This window comes from Polaribacter sp. YIW18, assembly GCF_057219325.1.
In genome coordinates this window covers 70746-96062 of sequence record NZ_JBXVVE010000009.1, presented here as the reverse complement: position 1 = coordinate 96062, position 25317 = coordinate 70746, and the positions used below count along the sequence as shown (strand labels likewise).

Annotated in this window: 27 protein-coding genes and 1 pseudogene; 10 read left to right on the top strand and 18 right to left on the bottom strand. The window is 29.9% G+C overall.

The features are described 5' to 3' along the window. Positions 1–14 precede the first annotated feature (14 nt). The 10 genes from AC2D6T_RS10405 to AC2D6T_RS10360 all read right to left on the bottom strand — a co-directional run bounded on the left by AC2D6T_RS10405 (position 15) and on the right by AC2D6T_RS10360 (position 9136). A complete protein-coding gene (locus AC2D6T_RS10405; RefSeq protein WP_347186473.1) occupies positions 15–719 on the bottom strand; it encodes a DUF4369 domain-containing protein in 705 nt (234 codons plus the stop codon). A 38-nt stretch (positions 720–757) separates the two neighbouring features. Then, positions 758–2062: a DUF819 family protein gene (locus AC2D6T_RS10400; protein ID WP_484681448.1), complete on the bottom strand. Its 1305-nt coding sequence runs from the start codon at positions 2060–2062 to the stop codon at positions 758–760. A gap of 3 nt (positions 2063–2065) precedes the next feature. Then, on the bottom strand, positions 2066–2740 hold the full coding sequence (locus AC2D6T_RS10395) for a DUF2490 domain-containing protein (protein ID WP_484681447.1): 675 nt from the start codon (positions 2738–2740) through the stop codon (positions 2066–2068). Positions 2741–2744: 4 nt separating this feature from the next. Further along, positions 2745–5912, bottom strand: coding sequence for a WD40/YVTN/BNR-like repeat-containing protein (locus AC2D6T_RS10390; RefSeq protein WP_484681446.1), 3168 nt, complete (start codon positions 5910–5912; stop codon positions 2745–2747). Between the two features lie 118 nt (positions 5913–6030). Then, on the bottom strand, positions 6031–6195 hold the full coding sequence (locus tag AC2D6T_RS10385; RefSeq protein WP_484681445.1) for a type II toxin-antitoxin system antitoxin: 165 nt from the start codon (positions 6193–6195) through the stop codon (positions 6031–6033). 1 nt (position 6196) lies between these two features. After that, positions 6197–7120: an alpha/beta hydrolase gene (locus AC2D6T_RS10380; RefSeq protein WP_438989229.1), complete on the bottom strand. Its 924-nt coding sequence runs from the start codon at positions 7118–7120 to the stop codon at positions 6197–6199. Next, positions 7117–7563, bottom strand: a complete 447-nt coding sequence (locus tag AC2D6T_RS10375) for a DUF1648 domain-containing protein (RefSeq protein WP_438989280.1) — start codon at positions 7561–7563, stop codon at positions 7117–7119. Before AC2D6T_RS10375 ends, AC2D6T_RS10380 begins: the two co-directional genes overlap by 4 nt. Further along, entirely contained in the window at positions 7563–8060 is a 498-nt protein-coding gene (locus AC2D6T_RS10370) for a hypothetical protein (protein WP_484681444.1), read from the bottom strand. Before AC2D6T_RS10370 ends, AC2D6T_RS10375 begins: the two co-directional genes overlap by 1 nt. A gap of 2 nt (positions 8061–8062) precedes the next feature. Further along, entirely contained in the window at positions 8063–8221 is a 159-nt protein-coding gene (locus AC2D6T_RS10365; protein ID WP_484681443.1) for a DUF4177 domain-containing protein, read from the bottom strand. Between the two features lie 54 nt (positions 8222–8275). Beyond that, the gene (locus tag AC2D6T_RS10360; RefSeq protein ID WP_484681442.1) at positions 8276–9136 is read right to left on the bottom strand and encodes an SPFH domain-containing protein; all 861 of its coding nucleotides are present in this window, start codon (positions 9134–9136) and stop codon (positions 8276–8278) included. A 122-nt stretch (positions 9137–9258) separates the two neighbouring features. Between AC2D6T_RS10360 and AC2D6T_RS10355 the strand changes: the two genes are divergently transcribed. Further along, positions 9259–10041, top strand: coding sequence for a S1/P1 nuclease (locus AC2D6T_RS10355; protein WP_438989226.1), 783 nt, complete (start codon positions 9259–9261; stop codon positions 10039–10041). Positions 10042–10091: 50 nt separating this feature from the next. After that, positions 10092–10622: a TlpA disulfide reductase family protein gene (locus AC2D6T_RS10350; RefSeq protein WP_484681441.1), complete on the top strand. Its 531-nt coding sequence runs from the start codon at positions 10092–10094 to the stop codon at positions 10620–10622. Positions 10623–10625: 3 nt separating this feature from the next. Here AC2D6T_RS10350 and mscL read toward each other — a convergent pair whose 3' ends face one another. The 3 genes from mscL to AC2D6T_RS10335 are packed head-to-tail and all read right to left on the bottom strand — an operon-like array spanning position 10626 to position 12851. Further along, entirely contained in the window at positions 10626–11039 is a 414-nt protein-coding gene (gene mscL / locus AC2D6T_RS10345; protein WP_438989224.1) for a large conductance mechanosensitive channel protein MscL, read from the bottom strand. A 46-nt stretch (positions 11040–11085) separates the two neighbouring features. Next, positions 11086–12186: an alanine racemase gene (gene alr / locus AC2D6T_RS10340; RefSeq protein WP_484681440.1), complete on the bottom strand. Its 1101-nt coding sequence runs from the start codon at positions 12184–12186 to the stop codon at positions 11086–11088. A 5-nt stretch (positions 12187–12191) separates the two neighbouring features. Beyond that, on the bottom strand, positions 12192–12851 hold the full coding sequence (locus tag AC2D6T_RS10335; protein ID WP_484681439.1) for a thymidine kinase: 660 nt from the start codon (positions 12849–12851) through the stop codon (positions 12192–12194). Between the two features lie 120 nt (positions 12852–12971). Here AC2D6T_RS10335 and AC2D6T_RS10330 point away from each other — a divergent pair, with 120 nt between their 5' ends. Genes AC2D6T_RS10330 through AC2D6T_RS10320 form a run of 3 tightly spaced genes read left to right on the top strand, consistent with a single transcriptional unit; the run spans position 12972 to position 15358 of the window. Then, a complete protein-coding gene (locus AC2D6T_RS10330; protein WP_438989221.1) occupies positions 12972–13826 on the top strand; it encodes a hypothetical protein in 855 nt (284 codons plus the stop codon). Between the two features lie 47 nt (positions 13827–13873). After that, positions 13874–14863, top strand: a complete 990-nt coding sequence (locus tag AC2D6T_RS10325; RefSeq protein ID WP_438989220.1) for a glycosyltransferase family 4 protein — start codon at positions 13874–13876, stop codon at positions 14861–14863. Positions 14864–14884: 21 nt separating this feature from the next. Continuing rightward, a complete protein-coding gene (locus tag AC2D6T_RS10320; RefSeq protein ID WP_298947097.1) occupies positions 14885–15358 on the top strand; it encodes a hypothetical protein in 474 nt (157 codons plus the stop codon). A gap of 17 nt (positions 15359–15375) precedes the next feature. Here the strand turns inward: AC2D6T_RS10320 and AC2D6T_RS10315 are convergent, their stop codons facing one another. Next, positions 15376–15723, bottom strand: a complete 348-nt coding sequence (locus tag AC2D6T_RS10315; RefSeq protein ID WP_298947096.1) for an arsenate reductase family protein — start codon at positions 15721–15723, stop codon at positions 15376–15378. Between the two features lie 40 nt (positions 15724–15763). Here AC2D6T_RS10315 and AC2D6T_RS10310 point away from each other — a divergent pair, with 40 nt between their 5' ends. Continuing rightward, on the top strand, positions 15764–16219 hold the full coding sequence (locus AC2D6T_RS10310; RefSeq protein WP_298947094.1) for a DinB family protein: 456 nt from the start codon (positions 15764–15766) through the stop codon (positions 16217–16219). Between the two features lie 241 nt (positions 16220–16460). Here AC2D6T_RS10310 and AC2D6T_RS10305 read toward each other — a convergent pair whose 3' ends face one another. After that, positions 16461–17078 carry a deoxynucleoside kinase gene (locus tag AC2D6T_RS10305; RefSeq protein ID WP_298947091.1) on the bottom strand — a complete coding sequence of 206 codons (618 nt, stop codon included), beginning with the start codon at positions 17076–17078 and terminating at the stop codon, positions 16461–16463. Between the two features lie 65 nt (positions 17079–17143). Beyond that, positions 17144–17361: pseudogene (locus tag AC2D6T_RS10300) on the bottom strand (winged helix-turn-helix domain-containing protein); the annotation flags it as partial. 175 nt (positions 17362–17536) lie between these two features. Between AC2D6T_RS10300 and AC2D6T_RS10295 the strand changes: the two are divergent. The 4 genes from AC2D6T_RS10295 (at position 17537) to gldA (ending at position 23048) form a co-directional block, all read left to right on the top strand. Continuing rightward, the gene (locus AC2D6T_RS10295; RefSeq protein WP_484681438.1) at positions 17537–18412 is read left to right on the top strand and encodes a GLPGLI family protein; all 876 of its coding nucleotides are present in this window, start codon (positions 17537–17539) and stop codon (positions 18410–18412) included. 23 nt (positions 18413–18435) lie between these two features. Further along, entirely contained in the window at positions 18436–21228 is a 2793-nt protein-coding gene (locus AC2D6T_RS10290; protein WP_484681437.1) for a carboxypeptidase-like regulatory domain-containing protein, read from the top strand. A 74-nt stretch (positions 21229–21302) separates the two neighbouring features. Continuing rightward, a complete protein-coding gene (locus AC2D6T_RS10285; protein WP_484681436.1) occupies positions 21303–22073 on the top strand; it encodes a hypothetical protein in 771 nt (256 codons plus the stop codon). Between the two features lie 81 nt (positions 22074–22154). Then, entirely contained in the window at positions 22155–23048 is an 894-nt protein-coding gene (gldA, locus tag AC2D6T_RS10280; RefSeq protein WP_438989217.1) for a gliding motility-associated ABC transporter ATP-binding subunit GldA, read from the top strand. A gap of 185 nt (positions 23049–23233) precedes the next feature. Here the strand turns inward: gldA and AC2D6T_RS10275 are convergent, their stop codons facing one another. Then, the gene (locus AC2D6T_RS10275) at positions 23234–23893 is read right to left on the bottom strand and encodes an HAD family hydrolase (protein WP_438989216.1); all 660 of its coding nucleotides are present in this window, start codon (positions 23891–23893) and stop codon (positions 23234–23236) included. Continuing rightward, positions 23880–25205 carry a D-arabinono-1,4-lactone oxidase gene (locus AC2D6T_RS10270; protein WP_484681435.1) on the bottom strand — a complete coding sequence of 442 codons (1326 nt, stop codon included), beginning with the start codon at positions 25203–25205 and terminating at the stop codon, positions 23880–23882. Before AC2D6T_RS10270 ends, AC2D6T_RS10275 begins: the two co-directional genes overlap by 14 nt. Between the last annotated feature and the right edge of the window lie 112 nt (positions 25206–25317).

Below are 25317 nucleotides of genomic sequence, written 5' to 3'. Positions count from 1 at the left end.
ATTCAGTTTTTTTTCTATTTCTCTTCGGTTTCTTTCAATCTTTTTATAAAGTTGTCCAAACGTTTTCCATAATCAGAAGCTTTTATTTTGGGTGTAAGCGTCTTGTTTATGGTGTCTAAAAGTTTAATGTTGGCATTGTATAATTCTGTTAATGCTATATAAGGTGCAGCCTCAGAGCTTGGGTGGGTAAGTGCAAAGTTTGTAGTATATAAGTATTTTCTACGAACCATTCTATTATAATCTTCTTGCACTTTAGCTAATAACTCTTTATCATTTGCTGCTTTTGCTTCAAATTCTTTTTTAATAAATTCTAAACTTTGGTTTTTAAACTGATTATTAATCTTAGCAAAATCATTAAGAACTAACTGGTTTTCAGATCCTATAATTTCTGGATTAAAACCAAAAGTTTCAATATTATCATTTACAGTAATAGTTCCTTTATTACCAAAAAATAGAATTCTTTTATCGGTAGTATTTCCTTTAAATGTGATGTAATACATTACAGGAGAATCAACATCATCTGTTAATTTAAAGTTTCCATCTCCAATCACTTTTGCAGAATCTATAGAAACCAAAACAGTATCTTTCATTTTTTGAAGATATAAAACTCCTTTTTTTAAACCTTTAATGTTTCCTTCAACGACCATGCTTCTTTCTTTTTTAGAAGAACATGCTGTTAGTAAAATAGTTACTAAAATAATACCAATTATACGTTTCATACTATGATTTTTTACGATTGCAAATATGCTTTATTTTTTTAAATGCTAGCAGATAATTCCATTAAAATTGTACACAAAATAGCACCAACTGTACCAATTGCATACCCAAATACTGCGAGTAAAACACCAACTGTTGCTAAAGACGGGTGAAAAGCTTGTGCAACAATAGGTGCAGAAGCAGCACCACCAACATTAGCTTGACTACCCACAGCTAAAAAGAAATATGGTGCTTTAATTAATTTTGCAATTCCTATTAATAAACCTGCATGAATACTCATCCAAACTAAGCCAATAGCGATTAAACCAGGGTTTTCAAAAATTAATTTTAAATCCATTTTCATACCAATTGTTGCTACTAAAATATAGATAAACACACTACCTAATTTGCTTGCTCCTGCCCCTTCGTAATTTTTAGCCTTTGTATACGAAATTAGAATAGCTACAATTGTAGAAATACTAATTAACCAAAAGAAACTCGATCCTAAAAATGAAAAAATATTACGCCATGTTTGAGACTCCATTCCTTTTACAAAGCTGTTAAAAAAACGGCCTAAGTATTTAGAGGCAAAATGACCAAAACCAACTGTGCCAAAAGCAATGGCTAGCATAATCATTAAATCTGTTAAAGACGGATTTCTTTTTACTTTTTTAGAAAAAGAAGCTACTTTTTCTTTCAATTCTTCTATCGCAGAAGTATCTGCTTTTAACCATTTATTAATTTTATCTTTTCTACCAATACCAATTAATAATACAGCCATCCAAATATTAGCAACTACAATATCTACAAATACCATTCCTCCATATTTTGCTGGATTGTATTTGTATATTTCTAACATGGCAGTTTGGTTTGCACCACCACCAATCCAACTTCCTGCAAGAGTAGAAAGTCCTCTCCAAACAGCATCAAAATCTGCGCCACCAACTGTTTCTGGAGAAAAAATAGAGATTAATAAAATAGCTAAAGGACCCCCTATAATAATACCAATGGTTCCTGTAAAAAACATTATCAATGCTTTATTGCCTAAATTAAAAATGGCTTTTAAATCGATACTTAAAGTCATTAAAACCAATGCAGCTGGTAATAAAAATCTACTGGCTATAAAATACAATTGAGAGCTTTCAGCAATCGTTTCTCCATCGGTATTTATGGTTTCCCATTCTGGGGAAATAATACCTGCTGTTGTAAATAAAGCAGGGATAAAATAGGCCATAAATAAACCTGGTACTATTTTGTAAAATTTTGGCCAAAAACCTGTTTTTATACTTTCTGTGTAAAAAACAATTCCTAAAGAAATCATTAAAATACCAAATACAATGGCGTCGTTTGTGAAAATAGGCTCCATATTTTATGTTAATTTTTTAAAGTGATTCGTGTTTATAACAATACCGAGAAGTAATCTTTTTTGAATTTGATTTGGCAGTTTTATTTGTTGGTATCCAAAATTTAATTTTAACGTAGAATTTAGTTGATGTAAAAATCCAAACCCAGTTCTGTTTTCGCCAAACGGTTTGCTTGCAAATTTTATAAAAAATTCATTAAAGGCATAGGTTGTTAGCTTATTATTTAGCGGATATTTTACAAATAAACCATATCGAATTCTATGAGTAGTTTTGTTTGTAAAATTTTGTCTTTTAAAACGTTGTGCCAATCTAATTCTATGTTTTACTTTAAAATTACTCCAATTATCTTTCATATTTAAATCTTGATAAAAGCGATATTCATACAAATCTGGTAAATTTTCTTTGTAAGAAATATCTTTTATAGAATACACAGAGCCTAGGGTTAAATTTATTTTCTTATTAAAAGCGTAATTTACACCAAACCTGTATATTTCTTGTTGATATTCTGTAATAAACTCGTAATATCTTACATGAAAACTAGTTTTTAGAGTCCACTTTTTTGAAACTTTATGAGAACCATTGTACATATACCAAGTTCCCAATTGATCTTTAGTATTATTTTGAGCATGTGTTTTACAAAGTAGAAAACACATGGTTAAAATTAAAAGGTAAAAACGCATACATTTAATTGCTTGTAAATATTTTAGTCTTTTTAAAAGGAGATATTTTAATATTCTCAACAGAGGCTTTGTAGGTAACCCAATCATTATTAAAAAAGGTATTGGTTTCAGAAATTACTTTGGTAAATTCATTTTTAAATTGATTCATTAACATAGTTTCTGTAGCTGTTTGTTCGCCAAAACGAGAACGTATATATCTACTAGCTTTTCCAAAACGTTGGTTTACGGTTATTTCTGGGTTTCTGGTAATGCCTTGCCTTTTGTCTATAGAACCTAAATATTTAGCAATTAAATCATCAATTTTTTTAATAATTTCTGATGATTTTTTTATTTCTGATTTGTACTTCTTTTTGTCTTCTTTAGATAAATCACTTTTTATAGAAGTTGCAGTATTTTTACTTTGTACTAATTGTTTTACAGCTGCAGCAATTTTTTCTTGGTATTTTTCCAATTCTTTACTAGCTGCATATTTTTGGTTGATTGCTGCCTGAGAAATCTGTAAACGAGGGTCAAACTCAACTTTAATATTTTGTTCTGAAACTTCGTTACCAAAAGTCATTTTTAATCTGTATGTTCCTGGTTTTACTTGAACTCCAGAGGGTTCTCTTTTCGATTCTCTAATTCTTCTAGAAGCTCTAGCAACTCCTTTTTCTCTTAAATACCAAGTTATTTTGTGTACACCACTTTCTTTAGGGGCTTTAAATTTTAAGGTTCTAATTTGTGTAGCGTCATCAAAAATTTCTAGTTTAATAGAGTCGTATTTTACATCCTCTTTTTTCTTTTTTTTCGCTTTTTTATCAACCTTAGGCACATCAACAAAATAAGAAATCATAGCACCACCATTTTTGTTTTCTCCTTGATACATAGCATCTGCCCCAAACCTACTACCAGTGGGTTGTTGGTAGACTGCTTGATATGCGGTAGGTGGTTCAAATAATTGTAATTTTTTTGAAGTAGCATTTTTATTTGCCAAAGCTCTTAAAGGGCGAATATCATCTAAAACCCAAGCAGCTCTACCAAAAGTACCAATTACTAAATCTTGTTCTCTTGGGTGTATTACCAAGTCTTTTACAGGAACTGTTGGAAAACCATTGGTCCATTTTGTCCATTTATCTCCAGCATCCACAGAAATATACAATCCATCATCTGTACCTAAAAACAATAAGTTTGCGTTTTCTGGATCTTCTATAATACACAGGGTGTAACTTTGTACATCTTTTTCATCTACAATACGTTGCCAAGTTTTACCGTAATTTTTAGTTCTGTAGGCATATGGTGTGTAGTTAAAACGTCTATAATCATTGGCAATTAAAAGAGCTTCACCTTTATTTTTGTTAGAGGCTTTAATTTGCGTAATCCAGCTGTTTTCTGGCAAACCTTTAATGTTTTTTGCAACATTTGTCCAGTTTTCTCCGCCATTTTTGGTGATGTGTACTTGCCCATCATCTGTTGCGGCCCACAATACATCTTTTTGCAAAAGAGAAGGTTCTATTACTAAAACTGTACAATGATTTTCTGCACCAGTTGCATCCATAGTTAAACCACCACTTTCCGATTGTTTTAATTTTTCTGGGTTGTTGGTAGATAAATCTGGAGAAATTACAGACCAAGTTAATCCCTTGTCTGTTGATTTATGCACAAACTGACTTCCAAAATATAAGGTATTATTATCAAAAGGATCTATGTTGATAGCAGCATTCCAATTAAAACGCAACTGGATATTTGGATCTTTATGAGTTGGTTTTACAGAGTAATTGTTTCCTGTAAGGTAATCGTAACGAACCACAGAACCTTGCTGACTCATAGACCAGCCATATCTAGAATTGTCTTTATCTGGAACTACATCAAAACCATCACCAAAAGAAATTTCTTGCCAATAAGAATTTCTAATTCCTTGAGCTTTCCACACATAAGCAGGACCTCTCCAAGAACCATTGTCTTGCATTCCTCCATACACATTGTATGGATATTCATTATCAACATTAATGTGATAAAATTGTGCTACAGGAATGTTGCCAATAAATCGCCAAGATTTGCCGCCATCTTTGGTAATATTTAAACCACCATCATTTCCATCTATCATAAATTTACCATTTGTTGGGTGTATCCACCAAGCATGATGATCTGGATGCACACCATTGTCTACACCATAAGCAGGCATTAATTGTTTAAAGTTTTTACCACCATCTTCAGAAACATTTACATAGGTAAAAACAGTGTAAAGTCTATTTTCGTTTTGTGGATCTACATAAATTTCTGAGTAGTAAAAAGGACGGTTTCCAATACCAGGTTTGTCGTTTATTTTTTTCCATTTAAAACCACCATCTTCACTTTTGTACAAGGAATTTTTTTTAGATTCTACCAACGCATATATTATATTTGTGTTGTTGGGTGCAATTGCTACACCAATTCTACCTAATTCACCTTTTGGAAAACCTTCTTTTTCGGTAATTTTCTTCCAATTTTCTCCTCCATCATGTGTAATGTATAAACCACTACCTTCTCCTCCAGATTTAAAAAACCAAGGGTCACGTTTGTGTTCCCACATGGCAGCAATTATTTTATTTGGATTTTTGGGATCCATAATTAAATCTCCAGTTCCTGATTTTATATTGGTAAACAAAATTTGTTTCCAAGTTTTTCCACCATCTTTAGTTTTATAAACACCACGTTCTTTGTGTTCTCCCCAAGGAGAACCAATGGCACCTATATACACTATATCTGGGTTTGTAGGGTCAATTAAAATTCTATGAATATGACGTGTTTTTTCTAAGCCCATAGATTTCCAGGTTTTACCTGCGTCTAAAGATTTGTAAATTCCGAAACCACCATTTAAACTATTTCTTGGATTCCCTTCTCCAGTACCTGCCCAAACCACACTTGGGTTAGATTGCTGAATAGCAACTGCCCCAATAGAAGCTGTTAATTCTTTTTCGAATATAGGTTCCCATTTTACGCCACCAGATGTAGATTTCCAAATTCCTCCAGAAGCAGTTCCTACGTAAATGATTTCTGGGTTAGATTCTACAACATCAATAGAAGTTATACGACCAGACATTCCTCCAGGACCAATGTTTCTTGGTTTCATGTTTTTTACCAAATCCATAGAAAACTCTTGAGAAAAGAGTAGGGTAGAGCAAGCTAAAAAAAGTAGTGTGAATAGTTTTTTCATTTTGTAAACTTTGAATTATTTGAATTAGTGGGAACAAGATACAAAATAGAAAACGCTCAATAAAAATTGAGCGTTTATTTTAACAGTTTTGTTTTAGCAATAGGTTTCAAATTCATTTCTATTCCTCCTTTTTTTTAGGTTCCCGATTTGCGTTTTTTAAAGCTTGCATTAACATCCATTCTATTTGTCCATTTGTAGATCGAAATTCGTCTGCAGCCCATTTTTCTATGGTTTTTAACATATCTTCATTAACTCGCAATGCGAAAGCTTTCTTCTTTGCCATTTTATTGTTTTACAAATTTTACGACAACTTCTATTAGTTTTTCTGAAATGGAAAATGTATTAGAATAGTAGGAAGTTAAGTTATCCTCGTTTTTAGTGATCTGTTTTAAAACATGATTCATGTTTTCTATCAATACCAATTTTGCGTTTGGTTTTGCCTCATTTAAAGCCTTTGCATCTTCAATTTTTACTTGTAAATCTTTGGTACCTTGAATTATTAAAGTTGGCTTTTTAACTTTTTTAATTTCTTTGGTAGGATTTAATTGCATCCACGAAAGTAAAAAAGGTTGGTTGGGTTTTGCAAAAATACTTATCAAAAAAGGATTTACTGTTTCTATTTTTCCTTTGATTTTTAAGGTGTCAAATTGTTGTTTTGCAGCTTTACCTAAAGTTGGGTTTTTAGCGTTTAATTGTTTAAGGATGGTTTTGTCTATGGTTTCTCCTGCACCAGCAATTGAAATGTATTTATCTACATTTTTTGAAGCTAACATTGCAATTAAAGAACCTTGGCTATGACCTATTAATACAATTTTAGAAAAACGTTTGTCTTTTTTAAAATGTTTGACAACTTCTTGAACATCTAACACAAAATCTGTTATTTTAGTGTTTTTTAAAAACGCGCTGTTTTTTTTATTGGAAGTTCTTTTATCAAAACTAAAAAAGGCAATATTTTCTTTATTGACAGCATCTCTAAATTGTTTAATGTAGTTTGCTTTTACAGGCGTACCTAACTGATTACCATTTCTGTCTATATTACCAGAACCATGCACCCAAATTAATAAAGGTTGCTTTTCTGATGTATGGGTTAATGTACCAGGTAATTCTATTTGGCCATTTTGTAAAATGATGTTTTCAGACTTTACTTGTGCAATTGCCATAGTAACTCCTAAAATGTATATTACTAGATAAGTTAGTACTCTAATCATGTGTTTAAATTTTTATAGATAAACGAAAATAAGAGAATCAAAAAAAGAATAGTAAAACTCACTATTACAAAAAGCAAATAACTTAAATCTAAAGTTGGATTATTAGATTTTTCGATTATTAAAATCTCTACAACCAATAAAATAACAGCAATATAAGGAAGCATAAAAAGAGAAACTGTTTTTTGAGCTGCGTCATTTTTTAAATTACTGTTTTTGAATTTTATTTTTTTTGAAAACCAATAAATAAGTATTTGTAAACCTGTAAATATCATTGGTAAAATCCAAATGGTACTTTTATCATCTAACCTAGTAATGTTTCCCTCTAAATCCATATGCCCCACAATTTTGCTAGGTAAATTATTGTAGGAGAAAACTACATACAACCAAGCTAAAGTTGTCATTAGAGTGCTGATGATTACTATATTTTTATCTAGTTTTTGCATCAATTTTTATACATATACGTTTTTAAAACACTAATAGCCTCCTCTTTTTTTTGAGTACCAATTAGTAGTTTTTTACCATTTTTTAATTCTAATTGAATGCCAATATCACCAGAAACATTAATGCAAGTTCCTTTGGATTTTCTCCAGAAGAAACCGCCTTTTAAACCCCAACCACCATATTCTCCAATAGCATCATAAGTTCTTACAAATGCATTTTCAATTTCATACCAAGATATTAATTTGTATTTAAAATGAAATGGAAAAAATTGATAATAAATCCCTTTTTCGTCTATCCTTGTTTTTAATTTAAAGAAAAAAATGAGTAAACCGGAAGCTAAAATTGCAATAGTACTTCCTATTAGTTCATTGATACTAATAGATGAGTTTTCTTTGCTGTACTCTTGAAAAATAAGAGCTATAGGTACAAATAAACCCACAGACATTAAAACTATTAACCAAAGTTGGGTAAAACGTTGTTCTTCTCTAAAAACTTTCATTTTTACCTGTTTTTATCTCTTTCTAAAATTACAGAATTCCATCCACTTGGTACTTCTTTATAAACCCAACCTTCTCTTGCATATTGGTTTAATAAATCTTCAAAATTTTGAATTCTATTTCTAAACCCTAATTTTAAGGTTACTACTTTATATTCTTTCATTTTGTTTCGTTTCAGATTTTAAAATTATTCATTTTTGCATATTGCATACAACTATTAATGACTTAAAGTGCCCGTATTTACAACAGGTGAAGCTTCTTTATCACCGCACAAAATAACTAATAAGTTGCTTACCATTGCTGCTTTACGTTCTTCATCTAGCTCTACAATTTCTTTTTTGTTTAGTTCTTCTAAAGCCATTTCTACCATTTCTACTGCACCTTGTACAATTTTATGTCTTGCAGCTACAATGGCAGTTGCTTGCTGTCTTTTTAACATGGCAGAAGCAATTTCATTTGCATAAGCTAAATAGCCAATTCTTGCTTCTAAAACTTCTATACCAGCAATGGTTAAGCGTTCGTCTATTTCTTTTTCTAAAGCTTCAGAAACTTCATTTACACTAGATCGTAAAGTAATATCTTCATCATGGCCTTCGTCTGCAAAATTATCATAAGGATACATACTTGCTAACTTTCTAACAGCAGCATCTGTTTGTACACGTACAAAATTTTCATAATTATCTACATCAAATGCAGCTTTATACGTGTTTGTAACACGCCAAACCAAAATGGTAGATATCATTATAGGATTTCCTAATTTGTCATTTACTTTTAATCTTTCTGAATCAAAATTACTTGCTCTTAAAGAAATGGTTTTTTTTCTATACAAAGGATTTGCCCAATACAAGCCGTTTTCTTTAATGGTGCCTACATATTTACCAAATAATAAAATTACTTTTGATGTATTAGGGTTTACTAAAATAAAGCCAAAAAAGCCTATAAAACCTAGAATAGCAAGTGGTATATAAGCTGGTGTTTCTTTGACGAACGACATGGTTATACCTCCAAAGAATAATAAAAATACAATTGCCAACATTAAATAGCCGTTGGCAAGTTTAATAATTTTTTCTGCTTTCATAATGTAAAATTTAGTATGATATTAAATTGATATCACAAATATATTAAATTATTTTATTGATTTCCAAATATTTTCGACAAATAATTTTATAACTTCGCAAAAAACAAATTAAATTACTTCTCATGAAATTTAAACTTTTATTACTGATACCATTCTTTTTTATTTCTAAATCTAGTAACGAAGAAGCTTTTTTTTGGGGTCAAAATGGACATAGAGTTACTGGTAAAATTGCAGAAAAACATTTAACAAGAAGAGCCAAAAGAAAAATTGACAAACTTTTAAAAGGAGAAAGTTTAGCTTTTGTATCTACCTATGCAGACGAAATAAAATCAGATAGATCTTACAGTAAATACTATCCTTGGCATTATATTAATATGGATTTGGATGAAACCTATGCAACAGCAGAAAAGAATCCGCAAGGAGATTTAGTAACAGGTATTGACAAATGTATTAGCATTTTAAAAGATGAAAATAGTACAGATAAAGACAAAGCTTTTTTTCTAAAGTTATTGGTTCATTTTGTTGGAGATTTACATCAACCTATGCATATTGGTCAAAGAGAAGATAAAGGAGGCAATACTATACAAGTACAATGGTTTGGAAAAGGGACAAATTTACATGCAGTTTGGGATACCAAAATGATAGAAGAGTGGAATATGAGCTACGTGGAATTGGCAAATAATGCACAAGATTTATCAAAAAACCAGATAAAAGCAATTCAAAAAGGTACAGTTATAGAATGGGTAAATGAAGTACATGAAATTACCAAGGAATTATACAAATCTGTAAAAGAGGGTGAAAATTTACGTTACAGATATTCTTACGATCATTTAGGTATAGCTAGAAGACAATTGCAAGTTGGTGGTATTCGTTTAGCAAAAATACTAAACGACATATTTGGTTAATAATCAGTTAATTATTAATTTTATATTTAAATTATTTATATTTTTATGAAATGAAGTATAAAGTTTATGTATTGTCTTTTTTGTTGATTGGTTTTCTTTCTTGTAAAAAAGAAACTGTAAACAATAAAGACCTAAAAATTGTTGAAATTGCTCAAAAAACTTCAGTAAAATCATATACATATAAAGAGTTAAAACCGCTTTTAGAAAAAAAAGATAACAAAATTTATGTTGTTAATTTTTGGGCAACTTGGTGTGGACCTTGTGTAAAAGAATTACCCTATTTTGAAAAAATTAATAAAGAATATGCAGATAAAAATGTAGAGGTTTTATTGGTGAGTCTAGACTTTCCAAAACAAATGGAAAAGAAATTAATTCCGTTTATAGAAAAGAAAAACTTACAATCTAAAGTGGTCTTGTTAGATGATGTTAACGAAGATGTCTGGATAAAAGATATTGATAAAAATTGGTCTGGAGCAATACCTGTAACCATTATTTATAATAAAGACAAACGTAAGTTTTACGAACAATCTTTTGATTATAAAGCCCTACAAACTGAATTACAAACCTTTTTAAACCAATAAAAATTACTTTTGTTTTGCTAACAAATCTCTAATTTCTGCTAATAAATCCTCTTGAGAAGGTCCTTTTGGTACTTCTGGTGCAGGCTCTTTTTTCTTTTTAGTTGCGTTAATACCTTTAACTATTACAAACATTACAAAAGCAACAATTATAAAATCGATAACGTTTGTTAAAAAGTCTCCATAAAGTACAGCAACTTCGCCAACCACATTACCAGCATCGTTAGCAATACCATCTTTAATAATCCATTTTAAATTTTTAAAATCTGCATTAAATAGTAATCCAATTAGCGGAGAGACAATACCTCCCGTAAAAGAAGTTACAACTTGTTTAAAAGCTGCTCCCATAACAAAACCTACTGCAATATCTACAAGGTTACCCTTCATTGCAAAGTCTTTAAACTCTTTTAGTACTCCCATGTTATTGTTTTTTAATTAGTTAATTTGTTAACTAAGATAAAAAAAATTATTTCTTTAATGTTTTTTTAACACGATTAGAGATAGCTGTTAAAGTTTCATATACAATAGTTTCTGAAACTGTGGTAAAATCTTGCAACATCTTTTGACTGTTAAAAACAATAACTTCATCACCTTCTTTACAGTCTATTTTGGTAACATCAACCATAATCATATCCATACAAACATTACCAATAATTTTTGCTTTTTTATTGTTGATGAGTACATAGCCTTTTTTATTTCCCAATTTTCTAGACAAACCATCTGCATGCCCAATAGGTATTGTAGCACTTTTTGTAGGGTTTTTTGCAAAAAAAGCTCTGTTATATCCTACAGTTTCTCCAGGTTCTATAAAGTGTATTTGAGAAATAATAGATTTTAAATTATGTGTATTTTTAAGTTGATTAGTTTCTTTAGCACCATTACCAAAACCATATAAACCAATGCCAATTCTAACCATATCAAACTGTGCTTTTGCAAAGTTTACAACCCCAGATGTATTTAAAATGTGTAACATAGGTTTGTAGCCTAAAAGCTTGTAAAACTGCTGTGCTGTATATGTAAAATTACTTATTTGATTTACAGTAAAATCTTTCTCTTCTAAATCTTCGCTAGCAGCTAAATGAGAAAATAGAGATTGTACTTTAACATAATTAGTATTTTTTAACTTGGTAATTATTTTATCAATATCTGTATGGCAAAAACCTAATCTGTTTAAACCTGTATTAAACTTTATGTGAAGTGGGTAATTTATTAACGGAATACTTTCTGCTAACTGTAAAAAAGCTTCAAAAATTTTAAAGTTGTATAAGTTGGGTTCTAAATGATGTTGAGTAATCGCCTCTAAATTTGAAATTTGAGGGTGTAAAACTAAGATAGGTGTTTTTACACCAGCTTCTCTTAAAGCAATACCTTCATGGGTATAGGCAACAGCAAAATAATCTACTTTGTCTTGTAAAAATTTGGCAACTAAAACACCATCACTACCATAACCAAAGGCTTTAACAACTGCTAAAATTTTAGTTTTTTCGTTTAATTTTGTCTTAAAATAATTTAGGTTGTGCAATAGGGCATTTCCATCAATTTCTAAAACAGTAACATGGTTATTCATAAGGCTTAAAACTGTTCCGTAATTTCGGAAGCATCTGTATCTGTTAAATTATTTTGATCACTTTTTTTGTGTTGATTGTTTTCTTGCTGTTTTTGTAAGGCTTTATAATAAGCAGCTCTGCTTAAAGGTTCGTATTCTTGGGTTTCGCCCAACATAACAATAGCATTATTTTGTGCTTTTCTAAAGCTATAATGAGCTAAATTACCTGTATGTGTACAAACTGCGTGTACTTTTGTAACATATTCTGCTGTTGCCATTAATGCAGGTATTGGGCCAAAAGGATTGCCTTTAAAATCCATATCTAAACCAGCTACAATAACACGAATACCTCGGTTTGCTAAGTCGTTACAAACAGCTACAATTTCATCATCAAAAAACTGGGCTTCATCTATGCCAACCACATCTACATCATTGGCTAACAATCTAATGTTAGAAGAAGCTGGTACAGGTGTAGATCTAATTCTATTGTCATTGTGAGAAACCACTTCTTCTTCATCATAACGTGTATCTAAAGCAGGTTTAAAAATTTCTACGCGTTGTTTGGCAAATTGCGCTCTTTTTAAACGTCTAATTAATTCTTCTGTTTTACCAGAAAACATAGAACCACAAATTACTTCTATCCAACCAAATTGTTCTGTATAATTTACCGTATTTTCAAGAAACATTTTGTAATTTTAGGCTTTATATTTATAAATTTACGTTATTTTTATTTGCTACAAATTTAGCAATATTTACGAGTAATAAATAATTTATATAAAATTCATTTTACCGATAAAATAAAATTTATGCACAAAAAATTGGAAAGCGATTTAGTGAGTTTAGCCCACAGTATTTTACAAATGAAAAACAGAACAGATGTTTTTGCTTTAAAAGAAAAAGCGCAAGAAGTCTATGAAAGGCTATCGTTACTTGCTTTTGTAGAAGAGTATGTTAATCATATACCAAACGCCAAAGACGCTAAAGAAACTTTAACTGTTACTCTAGAAAAAGCACTAGAAAATAAAACTAGAGTTGTAGAAAGTACTAAAGAAGATGTTGAAAAAGAATTGCCACAAACAAGTGTGACTAATTTAAATAATGAGTATTTAGAGGTTGAAAATGAAAAGCTATCAGCAGAAGTAGCCGATGATTTTGAAGAGGAGGAAATTGAAAAACAGCAAGAAGAGGTCGAAAATGAAAGTGAATATTTAGAGGCAGATAAAGAGGATATTGAAGAAGAAATAGCGCAACCTGAGTTAGAAGGTTTGGTTTTTGGTGATGCGAAACCTCAAAATTTTAAAGATGCATCTTCAGATGAAGGTAAAGTTACTAGTTTAGAAGACGAATTAAAAGATACCATTCCTGTTGATGTAATGGCAAATTTATTTGAGCCGATACAACAAAAATCTTTAAATGACCAGTTGCAAGGAAATATACAAATTGGTTTGAATGATAGAATTGCATTTGTAAAAAACCTATTTAATGATAGTCAGGAAGATTTTAATAGAGTTGTTTCTCAATTAAATACAATTAAAACAGAAAAAGAAGCAAAAAAGTTTATCAAGAAAATGGTAAAACCAGATTATAATTGGTCTGAGCACGAAGATTTAGAAAATCGTTTTATAGAAATTGTAGAACGCAAATTTATTTATCATAAGTAATTTTTTTTTGAAATTCTAATTACAATTATTCAAACTTCAAACTTATTTTGAAACCCATTTTAATACATACACATTTTCATAAAAGAAGAACAGGTGTTACTAGAAGCATAGAAAATGTGTTGCCTTTTTTTTCCAGGAAGTTTGAAACTTATTTATACGGTTATGGCGTAAATGGTTCACATTTAACCCCTAAACAATTAAGAAAGTTTTTATTTTCTGATAGAGAAGTAGTGGTGCATTGCCACAGAAATAACGAAATTATTAGAATGCTTGTTTATAGAGCTTTGGGTGCAAAATTTATTTTAGTTGCTACACGTCATGCAGAAACAAAACCTTCTGGATTAACTTTAAAACTCTTAAAAAGTGCAGACAGGGTAGTTACTTTAATACAAAGTATGAGTGTTAATTTAGGTGTAAAAAACACCATTGTTGGTCATGGAGTTGCTGCAGATAAATTTGTGCCTAAAGAAAATGTTCAGTTAGAAAATGTTTCGAAAAAAAATATTATTCTTTGTGCAGGTAGAGTTAGAAAAGCAAAAGGACAAGTCGTTCTATTAGAAGCTTCAGAAATTTTAAAAGAACATAAAGATTGGGTTTTGGTGATTGTTGGTAAAGTAGATAAACCAGCTTTTTTAGAAGAATTAAAAGAAATTGCCAAAAAACAAGCAATAGAAAATCAAGTATATTTTATAAATGAAACTTCAGATATAGTTAAGTATTACCAAGCTTCAAAATTGGTGGTTGTGCCTAGTTTTTCTGAAGGTTTTTCTTTAGTTACTGCAGAAGCTATGTCTTGTGGATGTACTGTTATAGCTACTAAAAATGTAGGCGTTCATTCATCATTAATAACAAATAATACAAATGGGTATTTGTTTAACGCTGGTAATGTTAACGAATTGAAAGATTTGTTAACGCAATTTATCACCAAAAAAATACCAGATATAGGAGTGCAAGCAAGAGAGGAAATTGTGTTAAATTGGAGTGCTCAAAAAGAAGCCGAAAACTTAATGAAAGTATATAAATCAAAATCAAATTAAATCAAAAACAAATTTTAAATAATGAAAAAAAGTATCCTTGTATTGTTATTATCAATAATTACACTAACAGCTGTAAACGCTCAAAAAATAGAAATGAAAAAAGTATTTGGTGGTTATACATTTTCTCAGAATGATAAAATGTTAACATTAAACCAAATGCAAGAGGTAGTGAAAGACAATAAACAAGTTTTTGAACTTGTAAAGTCAGCAAAAACAAACCAAACTTGGGGTATGGTTTTAGGTGCATCAGGTGGTGCATTGGTTGGTTATCCTATTGGAACTGCTATTGGTGGTGGAGATCCAAAATGGGTTTTGGCTGGTGTAGGTGCAGCTCTAATTGTAGCTACCATACCAATTATAAAAGGTTTTAATAGAAAAACGAAAGAAGCAGTTGAACTTTATAATGCTGATATGCCAAATAAAACATCTTATTATAAACCAACTTTAAATTTGAATTTCAAAGGAAGTTCTATGAGCCTATCAATGAATTTTTAAAAAAAAATATTTTTTATTTATCCAACCTTCTCTTTTACTGCTGCAACTACTTTTTTACTGTTTCCTATAAAAATTTCATCATCAATAATAAAAACAGGACGTTTTAAAAAAGTGTATTCTTCTAATAAGTATTTTTTGTAATCTTTTTCTGTTAGATTTTTGTTTTTTAAATCCATAGAAGTATATAACCTAGCACGTTTGTTAAACAAAGCTTCATAACTTTTAGAAAGCTGAAATATTTCTTCTAGTTGCTCTTTATTTATGGGATTTGTTTTAATTTCTTGTTCTGTAAAACCTGTGGTGTTTACTTCTTTTAAAATTCTTCTACAAGTATCGCAAGTTTTTAAAAAGTATACTTTCTTCATATTAATCAATTATATTTGTGGTATCAAAAATAACATAAAAATGAAGATACAATTCGATGTTTTAAGAAAATCTCGTGAATTAGTAGCAAAAGAATTAGAGGGTTTATCATTAGATCAAATTCATAAAACTCCAGAAGGATTTAAAAATAATATAGCATGGAATGTAGCTCATTTGGTAGTTACACAGCAATTGTTACACTATAAATTGTCTGGTTTAAATTGTTTGTGTCCAGATGATTTAATAGAAGCTCACAAAAAAGGAACTTTACCTACTAAAACGTTTACAGAAGAGGAGTTTAAAGAGGTAAAAGAATTATTAATAGGTTTGCCAGATACTTTAGAAGAAGATTTTGAAGCTGGTATTTTTGAAAATTATAATGAGTACCCTACAAGTACAGGTTTTGTACTAACTTCTATAAATACAGCAATCGTTTTTAATAATTTTCATGAAGGAATACACTATGGTATTATAAGAGCTATCAAAAAACTAGTTTAAAAAAAGAATGGATTATTTTCTAATTACCACATTTTTTAGATTGTTTATCAGCCATTTTTGACCATATAAATAGAGCGTTAAAAATTGGTGTTATAGATTTTTTTTTACATTTGATTGTTGGTAAAAAAAATGTAGACGATTTGTTAATAGACCTAGACAGCGCATTCCACGCATAAAATTAAAAATACAAAAAGGGGTGAAATTTAAATTTCACCCCTTTTTTTTGTATATAAAATAGTTATTAATAAAATAGACCATTAATTTGAGAATCAATTCTATCTATAATGTAACCTAAATCTTCTTGATTGCTTACAAAATCTAAATTATCTACATTAATAACCAATAGTTTTCCCTTAGTGTATTTGGAAATCCACGCTTCATAACGTTCATTCAATCTGCTTAAATAATCAATAGAAATCGAGTTTTCATACTCTCTACCACGTTTGTGTATTTGCCCTACTAAGGTAGAAATATCTGCACGTAAGTAAATTAATAAATCGGGTGGAGAAACTAAATTTTCCATCAACTCAAATAAAGAAGAATAGTTGCTGTAATCTCTATTGGTCATTAAGCCCATTGCATGTAAGTTGGGTGCAAAAATATGAGCATCCTCGTAAATAGTTCTGTCTTGTATGATGTTTTTACCAGTTTCTCTTAATTCTAAAATTTGTCTGAATCTACTATTTAGAAAATAAACCTGTAAATTAAAAGACCAACGCTCCATTTCTGTGTAAAAATCATCTAAATAAGGATTTTCATCCACAGACTCAAAATGTGGCTTCCATTTGTAATGTTTGGCTAAAAGTTTGGTTAGCGTAGTTTTACCTGCGCCAATATTACCTGCAATTGCAACGTGCATAAATATAATTAATAAGATTAAAAAAGTGAGGTTAAAGGTACACATTTTTTGTAATTATAAAAGTGTTAACAGATTAATTTATAACCAAAACCACGTGCGTTTAAAATTTGTATGTTTTCGTCTTTTTTAAGCTTCTTTCTTAATTTAGTTTTAAAAACATCCATACTTCTTGCATTAAAAAAATCTTTACTACCCCACAATTTATTTAAACTAAATGTTCTGTCTAAAACTTCGTTTTTTTCTAATGTAAATAAAAAAGCAATTGTGCTTCTCTATGCGTAAGTTACTGCTCTATATCAAAAAAAAATAAGGATTTATTTGGTGTAATTAAGGGTGTAATTGCATCTTACTACTACTAATATTATAAATAAAAAAAAAGCAACTAAACTTTTAAGGTTTTTTTAAGTCTTAAGAAAGGCGAATAATACTATTTTCGTACAAAATTAGATAAAAAAATCATGAAACAATTATTTACATTACTCTTAGCCTTTGTTACAGTTGGTACATTTGCGCAGAAAAACTTTCAAGGAAAAGCAACTTATATGTCTAAAACTACCGTAGATATGAGTAGCTGGGGAAGCAGAATGAACAGCATGTCTGAAGCGCAAAAGAAACAAATTGCAGCAAGAATGAAATCGATGTTAGAAAAAACATTCATTTTAAGTTTTGATAAAACAGCATCTATTTATAAAGAGGATGAAAAATTATCTGCACCTGGTGCTAGTGGTGGTATGAGATTTGGAGGAATGACTGGTGGAGGAACTAAATATAAAAACACTAAAGATTTAGTGGCTTTAGAAGCTACAGAATTTTTTGGAAAAAACTTTCTCATTTCTGATACCATGGAAATGCCACAGTGGGAGCTGGGTAGCGAAACTAAAAAAATTGGAGAATATGTTTGTTACAAAGCAACACTTACCAAAGATGTAGATGCTACAGATTGGAGAAACATGAGAAGAAGAAATAGAGAGGATGATAAGAAAAAAGATGAAGCTAAAAAAGATTCTACAGAAACTGTAAAAGTTACAGAAGACATAGAAATACCAAAAAAAATTACAGTTACAGCATGGTATACACCACAAATACCAGTAAGTAATGGCCCAGGAGAATATTGGGGATTACCGGGTTTAATTTTAGAAATTAACGAAGGTAGAACTACTATTTTATGTACAGAAATTGTACTAAATCCATCAGAAAAAATAGAAATAACGAAGCCTACAAAAGGTGATGAAGTTACAAGAAAAGAATATGTAAGTATCATTACAAAAAAGATGGAGGAGATGAGACAAAATTTTAGAAGTAGAGGAAGAGGAAGAGGAAGAGGAAGATTCTAATTAAAAAAAACTAAAAAAACACAATGAAAAAATTACTACTATTAACCATTTTTATGGTTTCATTTATTACTAATGCCCAAATTACACTAACAGGAGTTGTAAAAGATAGTATTGGTGGACCATTAGAAATGGCAAATGTATTAGCCATTAATAAAACCACTAAAAAAATGGCTTCTTATGGTTTTACAGACGCTAAAGGAAGCTATAAGTTAGACTTAGATAAAAATAGCACATTTGATATCAAAATTAGTTACATAGGTTTTAAAACTGCCAATTTTGTGGTAACTACTAAAACTGAAAATATTGTAAAAAATGTTACTTTAAAAGAAGATAACTCTTTAGATGAAATTACAGTAGTTTCTAAAATGCCTGTAACTATTAAGGGAGATACTATTGTTTACAATGCAGATTCTTTTAAAAATGGCTCTGAACGTAAATTAGAAGACGTACTCGAAAAACTACCTGGAGTAGAAATAAACGATGCTGGCCAGATTGAAGTTGAAGGTAAAGTTGTAGAAAAAATTACAGTAGATGGTAAAGAATTTTTTAGTGGAGATACTAAACTAGCCTCTAAAAACATACCATCTAACGCTGTAGATAAAATACAAGTATTAAGAAATTTTTCTGATGTAAATCAATTAAGTGGTGTACAGAATAATCAAGATAGAGTTGCTATTAACATAAAGTTAAAAGAAGGTAAAAAGAACTTTTGGTTTGGAGATGTGTATGCTGGTGCTGGTTTTACACCAAGTGATGATTTATATCTGTTTCAACCCAAATTATTTTACTATAACCCAAAATATACATTAAATGTAATTGGAGATATTAATAATTTAGGAGAAGCAGTTTTAAACAGAAGAGATTTAAGAAGTTTTAGAGGTGGCTTTAGAAGTCAAAGTCCGTCAAATGGAACAAATATAAATTTAGCAAGTGCAGGTATTGGTTTTTTAACTCCAAATGCAAGAAATGCCAATAGAATTGAAACTAAATTAACAGCTTTAAATTTTAGTTATTCACCAAATAAAAAACTAGACTTAAGTGGTTATTTAATTTGGTCTAGCAATAGTAATGGGCAAAGAAATAGAAATATTGTCAATTATAATGATCCTACAATTCCAGATGATGTAACAGATAACACAACAGATCAAACTAGTAATTCTGGATTGTTTAACTTTAAAACAATTTATAAGAAAAATATAAACAATCAATTAAATTATGATTTAAATGGTCGTTTTACAAACGAGTTTAGATTAGATAATGGTACGTCTCAAATAATAGGTAATAATGTACCTATTGTAGAAAACGAAAATGCCACACCATTTACAATCAATCAAAATTTAAGTTACTTTTATACTGCAAACGAAAACAATATTTTTGCATTAGAAGTACAACATCAACTGCAAGATGAAGATCCTTTTTATGTTTCTTCTATAGAGAATTTAGATCAAGATCCAAGCAACAATGCAGATGGTTTTGATGCTGCTGCAGATGTTTTAGGTTTAGATAAAACACAACAGTTTTATACTTTAGAACAAGATAGGCGAGTAAAATCAAATCAATTAGATGCTAAGTTAGATTACTATTATATTATAAATAATAAGAGTAATTTTAACTTTGTAGGAGGTACTATTTTAAGTAAACAAAACTTTGATTCTAGATTTTTTCAATTGCTAGACAATGGCAGTACATTAGACCCGACTTTGAATATACCAAATGTTGCAAACGCAAGTACTACAAATGATGTAGAATATAATTTTTCCGATATTTATGCAGGTATGCGTTATCGTGTAAAAGCAGGTATTTTTACTTTTAGACCAGGTTTTACTGCACATTCTTATAACATAAATAATACTCAAGTAGCTATTACAAATGATTTTAAAGATTCTTTTACAAAAATTTTACCAGAATTAAATATTATCGCACAATTTAAAAAGAGTGAAAGTTTACGCTTTAACTACAGACAGCAAGTTAATTTTACAGACGTAAATCAACTTGCAGAAGTTATAGTTGCTAGAAATTTTAATTCGTTTTTCTATGGGAATAATGATATCATGAATGCAAGATTAGAAACCATGAGCTTAAATTATAGTAGCTTTAATTTATTTAATAATACGTTTATTTTTGGGGGGTTAACTTATAACAAAACTATGGAGCAAATTGCTTCAATTGCAAATTTTGTTCCTGATGTAAATAATCCAAATATTAGATCTAATGTTTCTACAAACACTAATTTAAACTTGCCTTATGATATAGAATCTATTAATGCTTTTGGACGTTTTACAAAAACGTTTAGAAAGATTAGAACCAGTTTAAGGGCAGACTTTTCAGATGCTCAAGCGTATCAATTATTTGGAGCAGAAACAACAAAATTGAATACTCAAAATTATACAATTAGACCTAGTGTTAGAACAAACTTTATAAAAGCACCTAACGTTAGTTTAAACTATAGGGCTTCTTTTTCAGATCAAAACAGAACACAATTAAGCACAGGAAACACCTCTAATTTTAAATCTGTAACACATGCACCTTCTATAAATTTTGATGCTTATATTTGGGATTCACTAACTATAACTTCAGATTTTTCTTACAATGAAGTAAGGCAAAATGGGCAACATCAAACCTCTTTTAAAATATGGGATTTTTCAATGTCATATAGAAAAGATAAAGAGGCAAAATGGGAGTATGAGTTTCAAGCAAGTAACATTTTAGGAACAGAATCTAGAGTTAGTGTTAATAATGGTGCCATTTCAAACTCAATTAATGAGACTTTTATTTTACCAAGGTTGGTAACATTTAGAGTACGTTATCAATTATAAAATTAACAATTTCAATCATAAAAAATGGCTCAATTTATTGAGTCATTTTTTATTTACTTTAGTATTTTAGCACTATGAGTTTATTGGCTTCAAAATCTCCTTGGTATGCAGCAGGAAAAAGTATAGGTTTATTATTCTTTTTTTTGTTAACGGGTTTGTATTTAGATAGTTATCATTTTGTAAAAATAACGCCAAATGCACAATGGTATGCCAATGCAGTGATGTTTATAGTAACCACTATTGTTTTTTTACAAGTAACCAAACGTTGTAAAGAACAAATGATTTCTGCTATCTTAATTGCTATTATTGGCGAGTATTTATTTTCAATTGCTATGGTAATGTATACTTATAGATTAGGTAATGTGCCACATTATGTACCTCCAGGACATGCATTGGTATATATTGCTGTTTTATATTTTTCTAAAGCTAGTGCTATTATTAAATACAGAACACAACTAGAAAAAGTATTTGCAATTTTTATTTTTATATATGCATTGTTGTTTTTAATTTTTAAAAATGATGTTTTTGGTTTTGTAATGACGATTGCAACTCTATTCATTTTAAGAAACAAACCAAGAGAACGTTTGTTCTACTTAACAATGTATATCACTGTCGCTTTTTTAGAAATTGTTGGTACTAACTATTTATGTTGGAAATGGCCAGCTACAGCATGGGGTGTTTTCGATTTTTTACCTAGTCATAATCCACCAAGTGGTATTAGTTTCTTTTATTTTTTACTAGATTTAGGCTCATTATGGTTTTACAAACAACGTCATAAATTAACTTGGGCAAGAGTGAAAAATATCAGAAAAATAAGAAATCAAACGTTGGTTGCTGTAAACTAAAAGCTACTTAGATTCGTTACCATAATATATTAATTGTCAGGTTAATTGATTTAGAAATCTAATTATTTGTAAATATTTAAAATGTCCATAAAAGTATCATCAGTTACAAAAAACTACCAAGCACAAAAAGCGTTAAATAACGTTTCTTTTGAAGTTAATAACGGACAAATTATAGGTTTTTTAGGTCCAAATGGTGCCGGAAAATCTACCATGATGAAAATTTTAACGGGTTTTATAACACCTAATGAAGGTAAGGTTTTTATTGATGATGTTGATGTTTTGAAAAATCCATTAGAGGCGCAAAAAACCATTGGATATTTACCAGAGCATAACCCTTTATATTCAGATATGTATGTTCGTGAATATTTGCAATTTCAAGCAAGTATTTATAGGGTTGATAAAAGCAATATAGAAGCTTGCCTAGAAAAAGTAGGCTTAGTTGCAGAAGCCCATAAAAAAATAAATCAATTATCTAAAGGATATCAACAAAGAGTGGGTTTAGCAGCTGCCATTTTACACAATCCTTCTGTCTTAATTTTAGATGAACCTACAACTGGTTTAGATCCAAACCAATTGGTAGAAATTAGAGCTTTGATTAAAGAGTTAGGAAAAGACAAAACTGTACTTTTTTCTACACATATTATGCAAGAAGTAGAAGCTGTTTGTGATCGAGTAATTATTATAAAAAAAGGCGAACTAATTATTGATAAAAACCTTTTAGAGTTGCAAAAAAACAATCAACAAATCATAAAGGTTATTTTTAATTTAGAAGTAGAAGAATCTCAAATTAAAACACTTAAAAACCTTGTTGTATCAGAAAATATAGCAAATAATACTTGGCAACTTACTTTTAATTCAGAAGAAGACATGCGTTCTAAAATCTTCGATTTTGCTCAAGAAAATGCTTTTAAAGTGTTAGAATTAAGTTCAGAAAATAAAACTTTAGAAAGTTTGTTTACAGAATTGACTTTATAATAAACCAATTTGCTTCTAAAATAAACACCTTACAGTTCTAAAACTTCTGAAGTCTTATTGTGTAAAAAATATCACGCCTTTCTTCAAGCTCAAAAAAAAATGTTTGAACTCTTTTTTTTAAAAAAAAGTCAGTTTATTATGATAAGCTTTAAGATAAACTACAATTTTACATGAAAGAGCGCGCTTTAATAGGTGTTATTTTGTAAATAGTGATAAGCTTCTAACAAGCTTGGAAATACCAATTGACTCCCCGCATTTTTTAATTCCTCTTCCGAATATTGTGTTAAGATTCCTACAGGAACCATACCTGCTAATTTCGCAGCTTCTGTGCCTGTTAAACTGTCTTCAAAAACCCAAAGATCTTTAAAATCCTTTTTATGAAAACCTAAAGCATTTGCTAAAGTTATATATGCTTCTGGTGCTGGTTTTGGTTTTACATAATCTTCAACTCCAAAAACGGTTGTAAAATTTAAGTGTAGTTTTTCTACACTGTTTCTTAAAAATTGTTTGGTTGCGTTACTCGCAATTCCGTAAGAAATATTTTTATCAGTTAAAAATGTTGTAATTTCATGTACACCTGGCAATACATCTGGTTTTGTATAATGTTTGTCTAAATGAATATCTTTTAAGAGAAACAAAGCTTCAGCTTTTTTTTCTTCGCCAATAATACTGCAATAATATTCTGCAATAATCATAGGGGATTTTCCTGAAAGATGTTTGGGAAATGGGGTTATCTCTTTATTAAATAATTCTCTAAAAGCGCTACTCCAAGCATTGCCATGGCTTTTAAAACTGTTTACTACAACACCATCAAAATCGAATAAAAAACCTTTAGGCAGTTTCATTTACTAGCTTTTTTGCATTTACCAATTTAGCTAAATACGGATTTAAAAACTTATTTGTTGGATCTAATTCTGATCTTAACTCTTTAAAAGCTTCCCATTTTGGGTAAATTTTAGATAATTCAGCATCTTTTGCTTTAAAGCGTTTGCCCCAATGTGGCCTTCCACCATGTTTTATAAATATTTTTTCGATACTTTTAAAAGCCTCATAAGTGTCTGCTGTAGCTGCGTTTCTAGATACACAACCCATAGTTACCGTGTCTTGTTTGTAGGCATAACTTAGCCAACTTTTGTCTTTGTACACAAAACGAACATCCATAGGAATATGAATAAAAGACTTATTACTCCACTTATTGATTTCTGTTTTCAACTCTTTAAACACTTGTGGGAATTTATCTAAAGCAATTGTCCATTCTGCTAATTCTAAAGTAGAACCTCTAGATTTTGTAACGGTTGCTTGGTATAAAGTACCTTTGTGCTCTTTTGTAGTGCTAAAAAATCCTTTGTATAAAAGTTTGTTAGCAATGGCCGTTAACCAAGGGAAGATATGGGTGTATTTGTACAAAATTTTAGAAGCTTTACGTCTATGTTTTAAATATTTTGGACCTAAATCTTCATAAACTTTTGTATTTGGGTCAATTTTATCACCAGTTATTACATACCCTTTATTGGTATGTGGTAACCATAAGATTCTTAAAAAATCGTGCTTTTTTAATCGGCTTTTTATTTTTGGTAACCATTCTTTATCACTTTCTGGACCTTCTTTAATGTGTAATGTGTAAGAAGGTTCGCACTGAAAGGTAACAGTAGACATAACCCCTAACATCCCTAAAGAAACACGAACAGCATCTATTAAATCGTCATCTTTTGTTACTGTTTTTACACTTCCATCTGCCAGTACTAATCTACATTCAGTCATATATTCGCACAATAATTTTCCACTTGTGCCATGAGTTCCAGTTGCTAATGCACCCCCAATGGTTATGGTGTTAATGTCTGGTAAACAAGGAATACACCAACCTACAGATTCTATAGCTTCTAATAATTCTTTTAAACTTAAACCCGATTGTACTGTAATTGTTTTTTGATTGTAATCATAAGAAACAATTTTGTTGTAGTTAGTCATATTGATAAGTACATCTGTACCTGCTGCAATATCTGCTGATGACTGTTTGCTTCCAAAAAAACGTATTTTATCTCTGCTAGATACTATTTCTTGAAGTTCTTCTTCATTAGAAATATGATACATTTCTTTAAAATTGTACTTTAAATTTTCATTCCAACTAACCCAAGTTCCGTTTTTTTCTTGTTTCATTATATTTATTTAATGTTAAACAAAATTACAGAATTAAACCAATTTTAGTATTTTTTAAATGTTAAGAAAAACCAAATTGAATTTGTAATAAAAAAAAGGTTTATTTTTATTG